This is a genomic window from Rhodococcus jostii NBRC 16295 (assembly GCF_001894825.1).
GTDB lineage: Bacteria > Actinomycetota > Actinomycetes > Mycobacteriales > Mycobacteriaceae > Rhodococcus_F > Rhodococcus_F jostii.
In genome coordinates this window covers 1-15501 of the sequence record NZ_BCWY01000087.1, presented here as the reverse complement: position 1 = coordinate 15501, position 15501 = coordinate 1, and the positions used below count along the sequence as shown (strand labels likewise).

The 15501-nt window shown below is 64.7% G+C and carries 17 protein-coding genes, 4 tRNA genes and 1 pseudogene; 19 read left to right on the top strand and 3 right to left on the bottom strand.

Translation table 11 applies throughout. The features are described from left to right. Positions 1-1263, bottom strand: coding sequence for a geranylgeranyl reductase family protein (locus RJ1_RS35955; RefSeq protein ID WP_073367576.1), 1263 nt, complete (start codon positions 1261-1263; stop codon positions 1-3). Positions 1264-1440: 177 nt separating this feature from the next. Here RJ1_RS35955 and RJ1_RS35950 point away from each other — a divergent pair, with 177 nt between their 5' ends. Next, positions 1441-2496: a polyprenyl synthetase family protein gene (locus RJ1_RS35950; protein ID WP_073367573.1), complete on the top strand. Its 1056-nt coding sequence runs from the start codon at positions 1441-1443 to the stop codon at positions 2494-2496. 146 nt (positions 2497-2642) lie between these two features. Continuing rightward, entirely contained in the window at positions 2643-3503 is an 861-nt protein-coding gene (gene htpX / locus RJ1_RS35945; RefSeq protein WP_073367570.1) for a zinc metalloprotease HtpX, read from the top strand. A gap of 70 nt (positions 3504-3573) precedes the next feature. On the opposite strand, the gene RJ1_RS35940 is transcribed toward htpX, so the two are convergent. After that, on the bottom strand, positions 3574-4065 hold the full coding sequence (locus RJ1_RS35940) for a YajQ family cyclic di-GMP-binding protein (RefSeq protein WP_005252088.1): 492 nt from the start codon (positions 4063-4065) through the stop codon (positions 3574-3576). A gap of 199 nt (positions 4066-4264) precedes the next feature. Here RJ1_RS35940 and RJ1_RS35935 point away from each other — a divergent pair. The 11 genes from RJ1_RS35935 to rplA all read left to right on the top strand — a co-directional run bounded on the left by RJ1_RS35935 (position 4265) and on the right by rplA (position 9104). Beyond that, positions 4265-4347 (top strand) — tRNA-Tyr (locus RJ1_RS35935). Between the two features lie 205 nt (positions 4348-4552). After that, positions 4553-4625 (top strand) — tRNA-Thr (locus RJ1_RS35930). Positions 4626-4670: 45 nt separating this feature from the next. Continuing rightward, a tRNA-Met gene (locus tag RJ1_RS35925) sits at positions 4671-4743 on the top strand. A 61-nt stretch (positions 4744-4804) separates the two neighbouring features. Further along, entirely contained in the window at positions 4805-4972 is a 168-nt protein-coding gene (gene rpmG / locus RJ1_RS35920) for a 50S ribosomal protein L33 (protein WP_005252089.1), read from the top strand. A gap of 89 nt (positions 4973-5061) precedes the next feature. Further along, positions 5062-5625 carry a (3R)-hydroxyacyl-ACP dehydratase subunit HadA gene (gene hadA / locus RJ1_RS35915; RefSeq protein WP_073367567.1) on the top strand — a complete coding sequence of 188 codons (564 nt, stop codon included), beginning with the start codon at positions 5062-5064 and terminating at the stop codon, positions 5623-5625. Further along, on the top strand, positions 5612-6037 hold the full coding sequence (gene hadB, locus RJ1_RS35910) for a (3R)-hydroxyacyl-ACP dehydratase subunit HadB (protein ID WP_005252091.1): 426 nt from the start codon (positions 5612-5614) through the stop codon (positions 6035-6037). Before hadA ends, hadB begins: the two co-directional genes overlap by 14 nt. A 184-nt stretch (positions 6038-6221) precedes the next feature. Beyond that, a tRNA-Trp gene (locus tag RJ1_RS35905) sits at positions 6222-6294 on the top strand. A gap of 31 nt (positions 6295-6325) precedes the next feature. Next, positions 6326-6775, top strand: coding sequence for a preprotein translocase subunit SecE (gene secE / locus RJ1_RS35900; RefSeq protein ID WP_073367565.1), 450 nt, complete (start codon positions 6326-6328; stop codon positions 6773-6775). 58 nt (positions 6776-6833) lie between these two features. Continuing rightward, positions 6834-7715: a transcription termination/antitermination protein NusG gene (nusG, locus tag RJ1_RS35895; RefSeq protein WP_073367562.1), complete on the top strand. Its 882-nt coding sequence runs from the start codon at positions 6834-6836 to the stop codon at positions 7713-7715. A 59-nt stretch (positions 7716-7774) separates the two neighbouring features. After that, complete coding sequence (gene rplK, locus RJ1_RS35890) at positions 7775-8209, top strand: 50S ribosomal protein L11 (RefSeq protein WP_005252095.1); 435 nt, start codon at positions 7775-7777, stop codon at positions 8207-8209. Positions 8210-8387: 178 nt separating this feature from the next. Beyond that, complete coding sequence (gene rplA / locus RJ1_RS35885; protein WP_005252097.1) at positions 8388-9104, top strand: 50S ribosomal protein L1; 717 nt, start codon at positions 8388-8390, stop codon at positions 9102-9104. 62 nt (positions 9105-9166) lie between these two features. Here the strand turns inward: rplA and RJ1_RS35880 are convergent, their stop codons facing one another. Then, on the bottom strand, positions 9167-10786 hold the full coding sequence (locus RJ1_RS35880; RefSeq protein WP_073367560.1) for an MFS transporter: 1620 nt from the start codon (positions 10784-10786) through the stop codon (positions 9167-9169). A gap of 461 nt (positions 10787-11247) precedes the next feature. Between RJ1_RS35880 and rplJ the strand changes: the two genes are divergently transcribed. The 6 genes and pseudogenes from rplJ to RJ1_RS48190 form a co-directional block, all read left to right on the top strand. Further along, positions 11248-11808 carry a 50S ribosomal protein L10 gene (gene rplJ, locus RJ1_RS35875; protein ID WP_005252102.1) on the top strand — a complete coding sequence of 187 codons (561 nt, stop codon included), beginning with the start codon at positions 11248-11250 and terminating at the stop codon, positions 11806-11808. A gap of 78 nt (positions 11809-11886) precedes the next feature. Beyond that, entirely contained in the window at positions 11887-12273 is a 387-nt protein-coding gene (gene rplL / locus RJ1_RS35870) for a 50S ribosomal protein L7/L12 (protein ID WP_073367557.1), read from the top strand. Between the two features lie 300 nt (positions 12274-12573). Next, on the top strand, positions 12574-13668 hold the full coding sequence (locus tag RJ1_RS35865; protein ID WP_072940034.1) for an ABC transporter ATP-binding protein: 1095 nt from the start codon (positions 12574-12576) through the stop codon (positions 13666-13668). 9 nt (positions 13669-13677) lie between these two features. Beyond that, positions 13678-14472 (top strand): MlaE family ABC transporter permease, encoded by a 795-nt coding sequence (locus tag RJ1_RS35860; protein ID WP_073367554.1) that lies wholly within the window; start codon positions 13678-13680, stop codon positions 14470-14472. A gap of 4 nt (positions 14473-14476) precedes the next feature. After that, positions 14477-15337 carry an MlaE family ABC transporter permease gene (locus RJ1_RS35855; protein ID WP_073367552.1) on the top strand — a complete coding sequence of 287 codons (861 nt, stop codon included), beginning with the start codon at positions 14477-14479 and terminating at the stop codon, positions 15335-15337. Beyond that, a pseudogene (locus RJ1_RS48190) lies at positions 15334-15501 on the top strand (MCE family protein); the annotation flags it as partial. The gene RJ1_RS35855 and the pseudogene RJ1_RS48190, both read left to right, overlap by 4 nt.

Sequence of the window (15501 nt, the reverse complement as noted above, 5' to 3'; positions counted from 1 at the left end):
TCAGCCGAACAGCGGCCGCGAGTCGGCCTTCTGCGACACCCGGCCGGACGCCCGCCACGCGCGGGCCGTGAGGTCGCTGTCCTCCTCGGTGACCAGGTTGCCCATGACACGGACCGCGACGGTCATCAGCGCGCGTGAGCGCATCGCCACCGGACCGGACGCCGGCAGCACCCGGGGAACGGTCAGCAGCCCGGCGAGCCGCCGTGCGACGGAGAACGCCCGGCCGTACCGCTCCCGGAGAATCGACGGCCACAGGTGCGTCAGGTCTTCGGCGTCGAGGATCTCCGCGACCAGGCGCCCGCCCTCGAGCCCGTAGTCGATGCCCTCGCCGTTCAGCGGGTTCACGCACGCCGCCGCGTCGCCGATGATCGCCCAGTTCCGGCCCGCGATGTGCGACACCGCACCGCCCATCGGCAGCAGGGCGGACGCGACCGCCCGCAACTCCCCGTCCCAGTTCCATTCGTCGCGCCGCTGCGCCGTGTACAGGTCCAGCAGCGGTCGCAGGGCACCCGGCGCGGGACGTTTGGAGGTGGCGAGGGTGCCGACGCCGATGTTCACCTCGCCGGTGCCGAGGGGGAACACCCAGCCGTAGCCCGACTGCAGCGTTCCCGCGCCGTCGCGCAGTTCGAGGTGCGAGGTGATCCACGGGTCGGCGCTGCGGTGGGTGGCGATGTACGCGCGGGCGGCCACGCCGTACGCCGTTTCCCGGTGCCATTGCCTGCCCAGTTGCTTGCCCAGCGTGGACCGGACGCCGTCGGCGACGATCAGCGTCCGGCAGCCGATGGTGTGGGTTCCCCCGGACGTCTTCAGGGTCACCGCCGTCACCCGGTCGCCGTCCCGTTCGACGCCGATCGCCTTGGCACCCTGCACCATGACGGCTCCGGCGTCGACGGCGGTGGCACGGATCTTGTCGTCCAGCTCGGTGCGGGCCACCGCGCTACCGACCGCCGGGAAGGACCGGCCCGGCCACTCGAGTTCGAGCTCCTGCCCGAAACCACTGAGCCTCAGCCCGCGGTTGGTGCCCTTCGACCGCACCCAGTCGCCGAGACCGAGGTGATCGAGTTCGGCGACGGCGCGCGGGGTGAGGCCGTCGCCACATGTCTTGTCGCGGGGGAACACGGCCGCGTCGGCGAGGACCACGTCGCGGCCGTCTCGCGCCGCCCACGCGGCAGCCGAGGAACCGGCCGGACCAGCACCGACGACCAGGACGTCGGTGGCGGTGGGAATCGGGGATCCCGCGGGCGACTGTTCTGCTGCAACCACACCTACATCCTGTCAGGCTTCGACTTCCCTCCTTGTCCGGCTTCGCCTTCGCGACCACGGTGAGCGGCGCATCGGCACGGCGACGAGGCCGACGGGCAGCGGAACCGCTAGGTTCACTACCGTGGTACCCGAGCCGTCACCGACGGCGCGGGAACCGAGCCGTCACTGACGACAGGAATGGGTACTGAGAACGTGAGCACCGAGGGCGCAGCACACACCGCTGCCGACGCTGTAGTGGGCACTACGGTCGCCGGGATCGATCTCGGCGACCCGCAGCTTGCTGCCACGGTCCGTGAAGGACTGAAGCAAGTCGAGGAACTGCTGGTCAGTGAGCTCTCCGACGGGGAGGATTTCCTGACGGAGGCCGCATTGCACCTCGCGAAGGCAGGGGGTAAGCGTTTCCGCCCGCTGTTCACGGTGCTCACCGCGCAGCTCGGACCGAAGGCCTCCGACCCGTCGGTGGTCACGGCGGCCACGGTCGTCGAACTGGTCCACCTCGCGACGCTGTACCACGACGACGTGATGGACGAGGCGTCGATGCGCCGCGGCGCACCCAGCGCGAACGCGCGGTGGGGCAACAGCGTCGCGATCCTCGCCGGCGACTACCTGTTCGCCCACGCGTCGCGTCTCGTCTCCACCCTCGGACCCGAGGCGGTGCGCATCATCGCCGAGACGTTCGCCGAACTCGTCACCGGCCAGATGCGCGAGACGATCGGGCTTCGCGGCGAGCAGGATCCGGTCGAGCACTACCTCAAGGTGGTCTGGGAGAAGACGGGCTCGCTGATCGCGGCGTGCGGGCGCTTCGGCGGCACCTTCTCGGGTGCGGACGCCGATCACGTGAAGCGGCTCGAACGACTCGGCGACGCCGTGGGCACCGCCTTCCAGATCTCCGACGACATCATCGACATCTCCTCGGTGTCCGCGCAGTCCGGCAAGACCCCCGGAACCGACCTGCGCGAGGGTGTGCACACGCTGCCCGTCCTCTACGCGCTGCGTGACGAGGGGCCCGAGGCCGACCGGTTGCGCGTGCTCCTCGACGGTCCCGTCACCAACGACGACGACGTCGCGGAAGCGCTCGCGCTCCTCGAACGGTCACCCGGCATGGCGGCCGCGAAGTCGAAGCTCGAGGAGTTCGCGGTCCAGGCGCGCGGGCAGCTCGCCGAGCTGCCGCAGGGCCCGGCCAACGACGCCCTCGTGAAGCTCGTCGATTACACGATCGAGCGCGTCGGCTGAGCCGTATCGTCAGTACCTGAACTCGTCATCACCCGATTTCTCGTCGTCCGAACGGGAACCGTCCCGCCACCGTGTTTCGTTGAATGATCAAGATCCCGGAATCTCGGACGATCGTGATCGGGTGACAACGACAAGGAAGGCGTGACGTGCGCTACGCAAACGGGGCGAAGACGCTGGTTCTGTTGGTCGGCATGTCGGCGCTGATCGTGTTCATCGGCGCGTTGTTCCGCAACCCGACCATCCTGCTGCTGGCCATCGTGTTCGCGGTCGGAATGAACGCGTACGTGTACTTCAACAGCGACAAGATGGCGCTCAAGGCCATGCACGCTCAGCCGATCACGGAGGTGCAGGCGCCGGTCATCTACCGGATCGTCCGGGAGCTGGCTACCACCGCGCACCAGCCGATGCCGCGGCTCTACATCAGCCCCACCAGCGCGCCCAATGCGTTCGCCACCGGGCGCAGCCCACGCCACGCCGCGGTCTGCTGCACCAGCGGCATCCTGCAGATCCTCAACGAGCGGGAACTCCGGGCTGTGCTCGGGCACGAGCTGTCACACGTCTACAACCGCGACATCCTCATCTCGTCGGTCGCCGGCGCCATGGCCGCTGTCGTGTCGGGGCTCGCGAACTTCGCCATGTTCGCCAACATGTTCGGTGGGCGCGGCGGGGGACAGGGCGCCAATCCGATCGCTCTGCTGCTGGTGTCGCTGCTCGGCCCCATCGCCGCGACCGTCGTCAAGCTGGCGGTGTCGCGGTCCCGGGAGTTCCAGGCCGACCAGTCGGGCGCCGAACTCACCGGCGACCCCCTGGCGCTGGCGTCCGCACTGCGGAAGCTGGAGCAGGGCACCCAGGCCGCGCCGCTGCCGCCGGAGCCGCAGCTCGCCGCGCAGTCGCACCTGATGATCGCCAACCCGTTCCGCACCGGCGAGAAGGTCAGCCGGATGTTCTCCACCCACCCCCCGATGGCCGAGCGGATCGAGCGCCTCGAGCGGATGGCGGGGATGTAGGCGGCTTCGCCGCCTGTGAGTGGTCGACGAGTGCAGGGACTCGTGGGCCACACACAGGCGCGGAGCGCCTCTAGCGGTAGTTCACGAACTGCAGCGCGATCCCGAAGTCCTCGCCCTTCAGCAGCGAAATGACGGCCTGCAGGTCGTCGCGCTTCTTGCTGCTCACCCGCAGCTCCTCACCCTGGATCTGCGCCTTGACGCCCTTGGGGCCCTCGTCGCGGATCTTCTTGGTGATCTTCTTCGCGTTCTCGGTCGTGATGCCCTGGACGAGGCTGCCGGACAGCTTGTAGATCTTCCCGGACTGCGCCGGCTCGCCCGCGTCGAACGCCTTGAGGGAGATGTCACGCCGGATCAACTTCTCCTTGAAGACGTCCAGGGCGGCGAGCAGTCGCTCCTCGGTGTCGGCCGTCAGGGTGATGGTTTCCTCGCCGGACCACTCGATCGATGCTCCCGTGTTCCGGAAGTCGAACCGGGTCGACAGCTCCTTACCGGCTTGATGCAGGGCGTTGTCCACCTCTTGACGCTCCACCTTGCTCACCACATCGAAGGACGAATCAGCCACTTCACACTCCCGGTTTCGTCTAGTTCTCCCCGCCGCGACCCGGCCGGAGGCCCGCCGGATGCCGGCGGGCAGATTCGACGCTATCGGTTCGCAACCGCCCGTATCCACCCGGTTTGCAAAACGGGGGGCCGTTCGTTGTATTCTTCTTTCCGCAGCGGAGAGCGATATCGCACAGATTTCGCGCTCCTCGTGCAACCCCGGCAGATTGCCCGAGCGGCCAATGGGAGCGGACTGTAAATCCGTCGGCTTATGCCTACGTAGGTTCGAATCCTACATCTGCCACACACAGAACCCCGGTGAGCGAGAGCTCACCGGGGTTCTGTCGTTCGTGGACCCGGCAGGTCTCGGTGCCTCCGGCGCGGTCGCCGCGCCGAACTGTCGGGTGCAGCGGCCGACCAAAGCGGCTGACCAGGCAATTTGGTTCTGGACGCGAACTCTGTGTAATCTCGTCAAGGCTTCAGCGCACAGCGATGTGCGAGCGAAGCACGCCCCCTTAGCTCAGTCGGCAGAGCGTTTCCATGGTAAGGAAAAGGTCAACGGTTCGATTCCGTTAGGGGGCTCGCTGGATTGAAGTGGAGCGCTTCGTGCGCGACACTCGACACCGAGGCGGTGTAGCTCAGTTGGTAGAGCAAACGACTCATAATCGTTGCGTCGCCGGTTCAAGTCCGGTCACCGCTACACAATATGCATGATCCACCCTGATTGTTCGTAATCAGATTCACCCGAAAGAAGGCATCCCGTGGCCTCCTCGACTGACGTTCGGCCCAAGATCACTTTGGCCTGCGAGGTATGCAAGCACCGTAACTACATCACCAAGAAGAATCGGCGTAACGACCCCGATCGCCTGGAGATCAAGAAGTTCTGCCCGAACTGCGGAACTCACCAGTCGCACCGCGAGTCCAAGTAACACGGTCCGGAACTAGGACTGCGTTCGCGAAGGGAGTCCTCTAGGCTGCCCTCACGCGCTGACGTCAAGGGTAGAAGAGGTTCTTTCGCGTGACTGACACTGTGACAGAGACAGAGGCTTACGAGCCCGCGGCTGTACCTGCCGATCCTGCCGCGCACGCACTCGCGATGGTCGGGCACCACTACCGCGTCGACGACTTCTACGAGGTCGGACGCGAGAAGGTGCGCGAGTACGCGCGTGCCGTGCAGGACTGGCACCCCGCTCACCACGACGAGGACGCCGCCAAGGGCCTCGGCTACGACGGCCTCCTCGCTCCTCTGACGTTCATCTCGCTCGTCGGCATCATCGCCCAGGGACGCCTCTTCAAGGAGATCGTCACCGGCTACGACCCAAGCCAGATCCTCCAGACCGACCAGCGGCTCGAGTTCCACAAGCCGATCAAGGTCGGCGACCGTCTGGTCTGTGACGTGTACCTGGAGTCGTTCCGTCAGATGGGCGGCAGCGACATCATCGTCACCAAGAACATCGTCACCGATCAGCACGACGAGCTGGTCCAGACCACGTGGACGACACTGGTCGCCCGTACCGGTGGCGAGGTCGACGAGAACATCGCTCACGCAGTCAAGGACGTGATCATGCATGGCGCTTCGTAAGTTCGAGGACGTCTCGGTGGGTGAGGAACTCCCCGAGCGCATCGTGAAGCTCACGCGTGGCGACCTGGTCAACTACGCGGGCGTGTCCGGCGACCCCAACCCGATCCACTGGAGCGACGAGGTCGTCAAACTCGCCGGTCTGGACAACGTGATCGCGCACGGAATGCTCACCATGGGTCTCGGCGGCGGTTTCGTCACGTCCTGGCTCGGCGATCCGGGTGCAGTCAAGGAATACAACGTTCGTTTCACGAGCTCGGTCTACGTCCGCGAGGACGAGGCCGCGCAGGTCGAGTACACCGGTAAGGTGAAGTCGCTCGACGAGGAAAGCAAGACAGCAGTAGTCGCGATCGTGGCGCGCTCCGAGGGAAAGAAGATCTTCGGTCGCGCCACCGCAACGGTCCGTCTGGCCTGACAGCCGGGTGGATTGGGTTTGTTCCGGGGCTTTGAAGTACACTGAGATTTCTGGGATTACTCAGCGCTGCGCGCTGCCCTACGGTGCTGTTCGGCCGGCAAGGGTGGCGCGCGTGTCATGTAATCACAGAGAGGTCGGTCAAGAGTTGGTCCGAGGCTAGTTTCGGATCAGGTCTCCCGACCAAAGGGGCGTAGCTCAACTGGCAGAGCAGCGGTCTCCAAAACCGCAGGTTGCAGGTTCAAGTCCTGTCGCCCCTGCCCCCGGATGCCAGCGACTGAGAGGAACGACGTGAGCGAGGAGCGCGCCAAGCGCGACGGCGACACTGCAGGGTCGACGCGCCCGGACGGTGCCGACGACACCGCGGCCGACGCCACCACGCGTTCCGCTACTCCCTCGGGTAAGCCCAGCGGTAAGCGCCAGGGCCGTCGTTCGTCGGCAGGTACCGAGGTCGCCGCGAGTTCCGTGAAGTCACCGGAACACTCGAAGTCGGAGACGGCCACCACGGTCAAGCCGGCAAAGAAGGATCGCGCCGACAAGCCGCGCAAGGAGAACATCTTCAAGCGCCTGCGCAGGTTCTTCCGCGAGGTCATCGCCGAACTCCGCAAGGTCATCTGGCCCAATCGCAAGCAGATGATCACCTACACCAGCGTCGTCTTGGTATTCGTGGTGTTCATGGTGACGTTCATCGGAGTGTTGGATCTGGTGGTCATCAAAGGCGTCACCTGGTTGTTCGGTTGACGGAATCCGCCCCGGTGGATCCGAAGTATGTGAGTGACGAGAGGAAGCGAGTGCCCCAGTGAGCACCCCCGAGAACGACACGAATGAGGCCTTGGCCGAAGAGCGTGTTTCTGCCGAGGCGGCAGCCGAAGTGGATGTCGAGGCTGCCGAAGAGGGCACCGAAGCCGCAGAAATCCTCGGTGAGGACGTAACCGAGGACGCCCCGGCCGACGAGGTCGTCGACGAGACGCCCGCCGAAGAGGCCGAGGTCCCCGAAGGGACAGAGACCGCCGAAGAGGCTGTGACCGCTGAAGAGGCTGTGACCGCTGAAGAGCCCGAGGATCCCGTTGCGGAACTCAAGGCCGCGCTGCGTCGCGCCCCCGGTGACTGGTACGTCATCCACTCATACGCGGGCTACGAGAACAAGGTCAAGGCCAACCTCGAGACCCGTGTTCAGAACCTCGACGTCGGCGACTACATCTTCCAGGTGGAAGTTCCCACCGAAGAGGTCACCGAGATCAAGAACGGACAGCGCAAGCAGGTCAACCGCAAGGTTCTGCCCGGCTACATCCTGGTCCGAATGGATCTCAACGACGAGTCCTGGGGAGCTGTGCGCAACACGCCCGGCGTCACCGGATTCGTCGGTGCCACGTCGCGTCCGTCCCCGCTGACCCTCAACGAGGTGACCAAGTTCCTGCTCCCGCAGCAGGAACAGAAGAAGCAGACCGCCGCGGCAGCCGTTTCGGGCGGCGAGACCGGCGGCGAAAGCTTCGCGAAGCCGCTCATCGAGGTCGACTTCGAGGTCGGCGAGTCGGTCACCGTCATGGACGGCCCGTTCGCCACGCTGCCCGCCAGCATCAGCGAGGTCAACGCCGAGCAGCAGAAGCTCAAGGTCCTGGTCTCGATCTTCGGTCGCGAGACCCCGGTCGAGTTGTCCTTCACGCAGGTCGCGAAGATCTAGCGCCACACACTTGCACTGCAGTAGCAAGAAACACACCCAGCAAGAATTAGGAATTCGAGATGCCCCCCAAGAAGAAGAAGCTCGCAGGGCTCATCAAGCTTCAGATCCAGGCCGGTCAGGCTAACCCTGCACCGCCCGTGGGTCCCGCGCTTGGTCAGCACGGCGTGAACATCATGGAGTTCTGCAAGGCCTACAACGCGGCGACTGAGTCCCAGCGCGGCAACGTGGTGCCGGTCGAGATCTCGGTCTACGAAGACCGGACCTTCGATTTCAAGCTGAAGACCCCTCCGGCTGCCAAGCTGCTGCTCAAGGCTGCAGGCGTCCAGAAGGGCTCCGGCGAGCCGCACAAGACCAAGGTTGCTTCCGTGACCATGGACCAGGTGCGCGAAATCGCGAAGACCAAGCAGGAAGACCTCAACGCGAACGACATCGAGCAGGCCGCGAAGATCATCGCCGGCACCGCACGCTCGATGGGTATCACGGTCGACGGCTGAGCTCTGGACACCTGACGGCACCGCCGTCGGCGTTCTACTGACGGCTCCGCCGTCGCTGATCGACTGACGGCACCGCCGTCGAGAAATCGTGGGAGGGCCGGCCAGGCCCCGACCACTACTGAACCATTCACCACCGCAGACAAGACACACACTGCGGTGAGAAGTTAGGACAGAAGAAATGGCAAAGCGCAGCAAGGCGTATCTCGCCGCCGCTGAGAAGATCGACTTCGACAAGCTGTACAGCCCGCTGCAGGCTGCGAAGCTGGCGAAGGAGACGTCGTCGAGCAAGATGGACGCGACCGTCGAGGTTGCCGTCCGTCTGGGCGTCGACCCCCGCAAGGCGGACCAGATGGTCCGCGGCACGGTCAACCTGCCGCACGGCACCGGTAAGACCGCCCGCGTCATCGTGTTCGCCGTCGGTGAGAAGGCCGCCGAGGCCGAGGCCGCTGGAGCCGACGCCGTCGGCGCCGAGGACCTCATCGAGCGGATCCAGGGCGGATGGCTCGATTTCGACGCCGCCATCGCGACTCCCGACCAGATGGCCAAGGTCGGCCGCATCGCCCGCGTCCTCGGACCGCGTGGCCTGATGCCGAACCCGAAGACCGGCACCGTGACGGCTGACGTCACGAAGGCTGTCGCGGACATCAAGGGCGGAAAGATCAACTTCCGCGTCGACAAGCAGGCCAACCTGCACTTCGTGATCGGCAAGGCGTCGTTCGACGACGCCAAGCTGGTGGAGAACTACGGCGCCGCGCTGGACGAGATCCTGCGTGCGAAGCCGTCCTCCGCGAAGGGCCGCTACGTCAAGAAGGTCACCGTTTCGACCACCACCGGCCCGGGCATCCCGGTGGACCCGAACCGCACCCGCAACCTTCTCGAGGATGCCGACGCGTAAGTCTCGCTTCACACAGTTCGGCCGGTACGGAATCTTCCGTACCGGCCGAACTGCTTTCCGGGTCAGTCTTCGTCGTCCGGCCCCGGTGCGGGCTCCTTCCGCCAGGCGAGCATCACGGAATCCGTGCGCGCCGGCGCCCACGGCATGAAGATCGCGACGACCACCGCGCAGACGACGACGGCGCCTGCCGCGACGAGCGACGCGGTGTGCGAGCCCTGCAGCACCGTCGCCTTCATGGTGAGGATGAGATTTTCACGCTGCTGTTCGAGGAACGGCGGGATCTCCCGTTTGCGGATCTCGAGCACACTCAGAACCGTGGCCCCTGCGAACCCCTTCTCGTCCTCGTTCATGAAGGTTGCCGGAATCCGTTCGAGCAGCGGACTCATCGTCGTGGCGTAGTACGAGGCGACGATCGATCCGAGCACGGCGACGCCGAGTGTCCCCCCGATCTCCCTGGTCGTGTCGTTCACCGCCGATCCCGCTCCCGCCTCGTCGAGGGGCAGCGACGCCATGATCGATTCTGTCGCGGGACCCTGCACGATCGCCAGCCCGAGTGCCATCGACACCATCGACGGCAGGACGTCCGTCAGATAGCTGCTGTCGACGGCCACCTGACCGCCGAGGTAGAGGCCGACTCCGGTGAGGAGAAGTCCGAACACGATCACGGGAGTCGTCCCGATCCGCTGGGCGAGGAGTGTGGCGACGGGCGCGCCGACCGCCACGGACACCGCGAACGGTAGCGATGCGACACCGAACTCGAACGGTGTGTACTCGCGGACCCCCTGGAAGTACTGGGTGATGAGGAACAGGAACCCGAACATGGAGAAGTAGCCGATCGCGATCGCGAGAGCGGGCAGCGAGAACCTGCGATTGCGGAACAGCCGCAGGTCGAGGATCGGGTGTTCGGTGCGCAGCTCCCAGAGGACGAAACCGAGGAGGACGGCGATCGCGAGGGCGACGGCGCCGACCGTGACGGACGACGTCCAACCGTGGTGAGGGGCCTCGATGATCGCCCACACGAGCACGGTGGTTCCGATGATCGAGGCGGCGATTCCGACGAGGTCCATGTGTCCGACGACGGACGCACGCGATTCCGGCACCAGCAGCAGCGTTGCTGCCGCAGCGAAGACGGCGATCGGCACGTTGATCCAGAAGACCGAGTGCCAGCTGAAGTGCTCGAGCAACCAGCCGCCGGCCATCGGCCCGATGGCGATCGCGAACCCGGCCATCGCGGTCCAGGCGGCGATGGCCAGTGCCCGTTCCCGCACGTCGGTGAAGATGTTGATGATGAGCGCGAGGGTCGCGGGAAAGACGGCGGCGGCGAAGACGCCCATCGCCGCGCGTGCTGCGATGACCTGGCCGAGACTCTCGGCGTTGGCGCCGGCGATCGACATGACGGCGACGCCGATCAACCCGATGACCATGACGCGTCGGCGACCGTAGCGATCGCCGAGGTTGCCGAACGCCAGCAGCAGGCCGGCGAAGGTCAGGGTGTAGGCGTCGACGACCCATTGGAGCCCGCTGACGCTGGTGCGGAGTTCGACGCCGATGGAGGGGAGCGCGACGTTGACGATGGTGTTGTCGAGCACGACGAGCAGTTCGGCCAGGCAGATCACGGCGAGCGCGAGGAATCTCCGCGTCCGGGACCCGGTTACGACGGCTCGGGCTTCGAGGATTGTCATGAGGAAAAGCTAGCTCATATATGTTACGTCTCGTAACAGGTAAATGGGCGCAGCTTCAGTCTGATGAACCACACCGCCGCATGCCGAGTGACGCCGGTCACTATGACGGATGGGTCCGGTCGCGATTTGGCGGTAGTGCAGGACATGCCGTAATCTGTCCTGCGGAGTTCAATGCAGTATTCGAACTTCACCCCAAATCATGTTCTACCCAAGACCGTTGGTGATCGCCCCCGAAAGGGTGCGATTGAAAGTCCGGGAATGTCCGGCGGCCCACGCAGGAGGACGAGGTAGGGGGATGCGTATCGGTCGTGCGTTTGCGTGCTGACCGAATGGCTTCCTTTCACGCCCCGTGTGCCCTGCACCGGGGCGTTTTGCATGTCGTGGATTGTGCGCTCCGGGATTCCCGGCGGTGCACAGCGGCTCCGAAGTGGGATAACGACTGTCATGAGAGGAGGCGAAGTATGGCAAAGCCTGAGAAGGTTTCCGCAGTTGCGGAGATCACCGAGCAGTTCAAGGGTTCGACCGCTGCTGTGATCACGGAATACCGTGGTCTGACGGTGGGCAACATCACGACACTGCGACGCGCTCTCGGAGAAGGTGCCACCTACTCCGTCGCCAAGAACACCCTGGTCAAGCGTGCCGCTGCTGAGGCGGGCGTCGAGGGCCTTGATGACCTTTTCGTCGGTCCGACCGCCATTGCATTCATCAAGGGCGAGCCCGTCGATGCTGCGAAGGCTCTGAAGAACTTCGCGAAGGACAACAAGGCGCTCATCATCAAGGGCGGCTACATGGACGGCGCTGCGCTGTCCGTGGACGAGGTCAACAAGATCGCGGACCTCGAGTCCCGCGAAATCCTGTTGGCCAAGCTTGCCGGCGCGATGAAGGGCAACTTGGCAAAGGCCGCAGGCCTGTTCAACGCTCCTGCTTCGCAGGTGGCCCGTCTGGCTGCTGCACTGCAGGAAAAGAAGGCCGCAGAAGGTGGAGCTGCCGAAGCTCCCGCCGAGGCTGCAGCCGAAAGCTGATCCGCACCCGCGCATCACTGCTATAACCCCGCCCGGTCGCGGATCAGCGACATGGGACTTACAGGAAGGACCGCCACAATGGCGAAGCTCAGCACCGAAGAGTTGTTGGACCAGTTCAAGGAGCTCACCCTCCTCGAGCTCTCGGAGTTCGTGAAGGCGTTCGAGGAGACCTTCGAGGTCACCGCTGCCGCTCCGGTTGCCGTTGCTGCTGCAGGCGGAGCGCCGGCTGCTGCCGAGGCTGCCGAGGAGCAGGACGAGTTCGACGTCATCCTCGAGTCGGCTGGCGACAAGAAGATCCAGGTCATCAAGGTCGTCCGTGAGGTCGTTTCCGGCCTCGGCCTGAAGGAAGCCAAGGACCTCGTCGAGGGTGCTCCGAAGGCCATCCTGGAGAAGGTTGCCAAGGACGCGGCCGACGCCGCCAAGGAGAAGCTCGAGGCTGCCGGCGCGAAGATCTCCGTCAAGTAAGACGGCTCACCCGCGCTGCTCACCGAGCAGACGAAGAGGGCCACTCCCCATAGGTGGGGAGTGGCCCTCTTCTTTGTCTGTGGACGCCTCCGGAGTGTCGAGAATACTGGCCGAAACCTGGACGCGCGCCCAAAAATTTCGCTACCGTTATCCCAGTTCAGACGCGTTGTTTTGCATTGTGGGACCCGCTGTTGGCATCTTTCTTACTCATGAGTAGCATAGCCTGTCACAGGTAACACTCCGATGCGATAGAGTGACCCAACCCACACGGGGTGAGTGCATCGGACGGTCGCGGAGGTAATGGTGGGAGTCGAGGTATCCGTCGAGGGACTGACCAAGTCGTTCGGCTCGCAGAGGATCTGGCAGGACGTGACGTTGACCCTTCCGGCCGGTGAGGTCAGCGCGTTGCTGGGCCCGTCGGGCACGGGTAAGTCGGTGTTTCTGAAGTCGCTGATCGGTTTGCTCCGCCCGGAGCAGGGGTCGATCGTGATCGACGGCACCAACATTCTGGAGTGCTCGTCCAAGGAGCTGTACGAGATCCGGAAGTTGTTCGGGGTGTTGTTCCAGGACGGTGCGTTGTTCGGGTCGATGAACCTGTTCGACAATGTGGCGTTCCCCTTGCGCGAGCACACGAAGAAGTCCGAGTCCGAGATCCGCAAGATCGTGATGGAGAAGATGGAGCTGGTCGGTCTGCTCGGGGCCGAGGACAAGCTCCCGGGTGAGATCTCCGGTGGTATGCGCAAGCGTGCGGGCCTGGCCCGCGCCTTGGTGTTGGATCCGCAGATCATTCTGGTGGACGAGCCGGACTCGGGTCTGGATCCGGTGCGTACGACCTACATTTCGCAGACGTTGATCGATATCAATGCGGAGATCGATGCGACGATTCTGATCGTGTCGCACAACATCAATCTGGCGCGGACGGTGCCGGACAACATCGGGATGTTGTTCCGTCGGCATCTGGTGATGTTCGGTCCGCGGGAGGTGTTGCTGACCAGTGAGGAGCCGGTGGTCAAGCAGTTCCTGAACGGCACGATGATCGGTCCGATCGGGATGTCGGAGGAGAAGGACGAGGCGCAGATGGCGCAGGAGCAGGCGATGGTCGATGCCGGGCATCATGCCGGTGGTGTCGACGACGTCGAGGGCATCGTTCCGCAGATGAAGGCGACGCCGGGGATGCCGTTCCGGCAGGCCGTGGCCCGCCGGCAGGAACGCGTCCGCCACATCATGCACACCCTGCCGGAGAACGCGCAGATCGCCATCCAGGAAAGCCTCGACGAGACGTCCGGCGGAAACGGCGGCGGAGGCTACGACTACGCATACAGCCAGGAAGATACGCAGGTCATCCCCGCATACCGGGGTGAAGGATACGAAAACACCACTCACGGGCAAGGGTAGGCATAACGGATGGGGGTTACCCGCAGCTCGGTCTTGCGGCCGGTCAACGGTGCGCTGACGCAGGCCGGAAACATCGTCGAGCTCTTCGTCGACGTCGCACGAAACACGTTCAAACGGCCGTTCCAGTTCCGTGAGTTCATCGAACAGGCCTGGTTCATCGCCAGCGTCACGATTCTGCCCACCGCGATGGTCGCGATTCCGTTCGGAGCAGTGGTGTCACTGCAGACCGGATCGCTCATCAAGCAGCTCGGTGCGGAGTCGTTCACGGGAGCGGCCAGCGTTCTCGCCGTCATCCAGCAGGGTTCCCCGCTGGTGACGGCACTGCTGGTGGCCGGAGCTGCGGGCTCGGCGGTCACGGCGGATCTCGGTGCGCGGACGATCCGCGAAGAGATCGACGCCATGGAAGTGCTCGGTATCAACCCGATTCAGCGACTCGTCGTGCCTCGGGTGCTCGCGATGGTCCTCGTCGCGATCCTGCTCAACGGCCTCGTGTCGGTGGTCGGTATCGCCGGTGGCTACTTCTTCAACGTCGTCCTCCAAGGGGGTAATCCCGGTGCGTACCTGGCATCGTTCTCGGCTTTCGCGCAGCTCCCCGACATCTGGGTCGGCGAGCTCAAGGCGGCCGTCTTCGGTGTCATCGCCGGTGTCATCGCCGCGTACAAGGGACTCCATCCGAAGGGCGGACCCAAGGGCGTCGGTGACGCGGTGAACCAGTCGGTGGTGATCACGTTCCTGCTGCTGTTCTTCGCGAACCTGATCCTGACCATGGTGTACCTCCAGGTCGTTCCGGCGAAGGGATCGTGACCCGATGACAATCGCCAAGGGACGCGGTGACCGGACTCTGATGGTGGCGCGCCGCGTGGGGCGTGCGCCGCTGAACGTGCTCGACAAGGCCGGCGAGCAGATGTCGTTCTACGCCAGGGCCATTGCCTGGTCGCCCCACACTCTCGTGCACTACCGCAAGGAAGTGCTCCGTCTACTCGCCGAGGTGACGTTCGGCAGCGGCGCACTCGCCGTCATCGGCGGCACCATCGGCGTCATCGCCATGATGTCCGGTTTCACCGGCGTCGTCGTCGGTCTACAGGGTTTCGCCGCGCTCGAACAGCTCGGCAGCTCGGTTCTCACCGGCTTCCTGTCCGCCTACGTGAACACCCGTGAGATCGCGCCGATCGTTGCGGCACTCGCGCTCTCGGCCACCGTCGGTTGTGGTTTCACGGCGCAGCTGGGCGCCATGCGGATCTCGGAGGAGATCGACGCGCTGGAGGTCATGGCGGTGCCGAGTGTGCCGTTCCTCGTGACCACCCGCATGATCGCGGGATTCGTGGCCGTCATCCCGCTGTACATCGTCGGTCTGCTCGCGGCGTATCTCGCGTCCCGAATCATCAGCACCGTGTTCAACGGGCAGTCGACCGGTTCGTACGACCACTACTTCAACTTGTTCCTGCCACCGCAGGACGTCCTGTACTCGTTCGCGAAAGTGCTGATCTTCGCCTTCGTGCTGATCCTGATCCACTGCTACTACGGCTATCACGCGTCGGGTGGTCCAGCCGGTGTGGGCGTGGCCGTGGGTAGGGCGGTCCGCACCGCGATCGTCACCATCGCCGTTCTCGACTTCTTCCTCAGCCTCGCCATCTGGGGCACGACGACCACAGTGAGGGTGGCCGGATGAGCAACACGACATCTGTTGTGGGCCGACGGGTGCTGGGGCTTGTGTTCTTCCTGGTCCTCGCGCTGTTCCTGGCCTTCACCATCGGCATGTTCAACAAGACGTTCACCAAGGTCGTCAAGATCGACCTCCTCACCGATACCGCCGGAAATGCTCTGCCGCCCAAC

Coding starts and splice junctions, on each gene's coding strand:
- RJ1_RS35950 (WP_073367573.1), top strand. CDS start 1,441: ATGGGTACTGAGAACGTGAGCACCGAGGGCGCAGCACACACCGCTGCC.
- hadB (WP_005252091.1), top strand. CDS start 5,612: ATGGCGCTTCGTAAGTTCGAGGACGTCTCGGTGGGTGAGGAACTCCCC.
- rplK (WP_005252095.1), top strand. CDS start 7,775: ATGCCCCCCAAGAAGAAGAAGCTCGCAGGGCTCATCAAGCTTCAGATC.
- rplA (WP_005252097.1), top strand. CDS start 8,388: ATGGCAAAGCGCAGCAAGGCGTATCTCGCCGCCGCTGAGAAGATCGAC.
- RJ1_RS35880 (WP_073367560.1), bottom strand. CDS start 10,786: ATGACAATCCTCGAAGCCCGAGCCGTCGTAACCGGGTCCCGGACGCGG.
- rplJ (WP_005252102.1), top strand. CDS start 11,248: ATGGCAAAGCCTGAGAAGGTTTCCGCAGTTGCGGAGATCACCGAGCAG.
- rplL (WP_073367557.1), top strand. CDS start 11,887: ATGGCGAAGCTCAGCACCGAAGAGTTGTTGGACCAGTTCAAGGAGCTC.
- RJ1_RS35865 (WP_072940034.1), top strand. CDS start 12,574: ATGGTGGGAGTCGAGGTATCCGTCGAGGGACTGACCAAGTCGTTCGGC.
- RJ1_RS35860 (WP_073367554.1), top strand. CDS start 13,678: ATGGGGGTTACCCGCAGCTCGGTCTTGCGGCCGGTCAACGGTGCGCTG.
- RJ1_RS35855 (WP_073367552.1), top strand. CDS start 14,477: ATGACAATCGCCAAGGGACGCGGTGACCGGACTCTGATGGTGGCGCGC.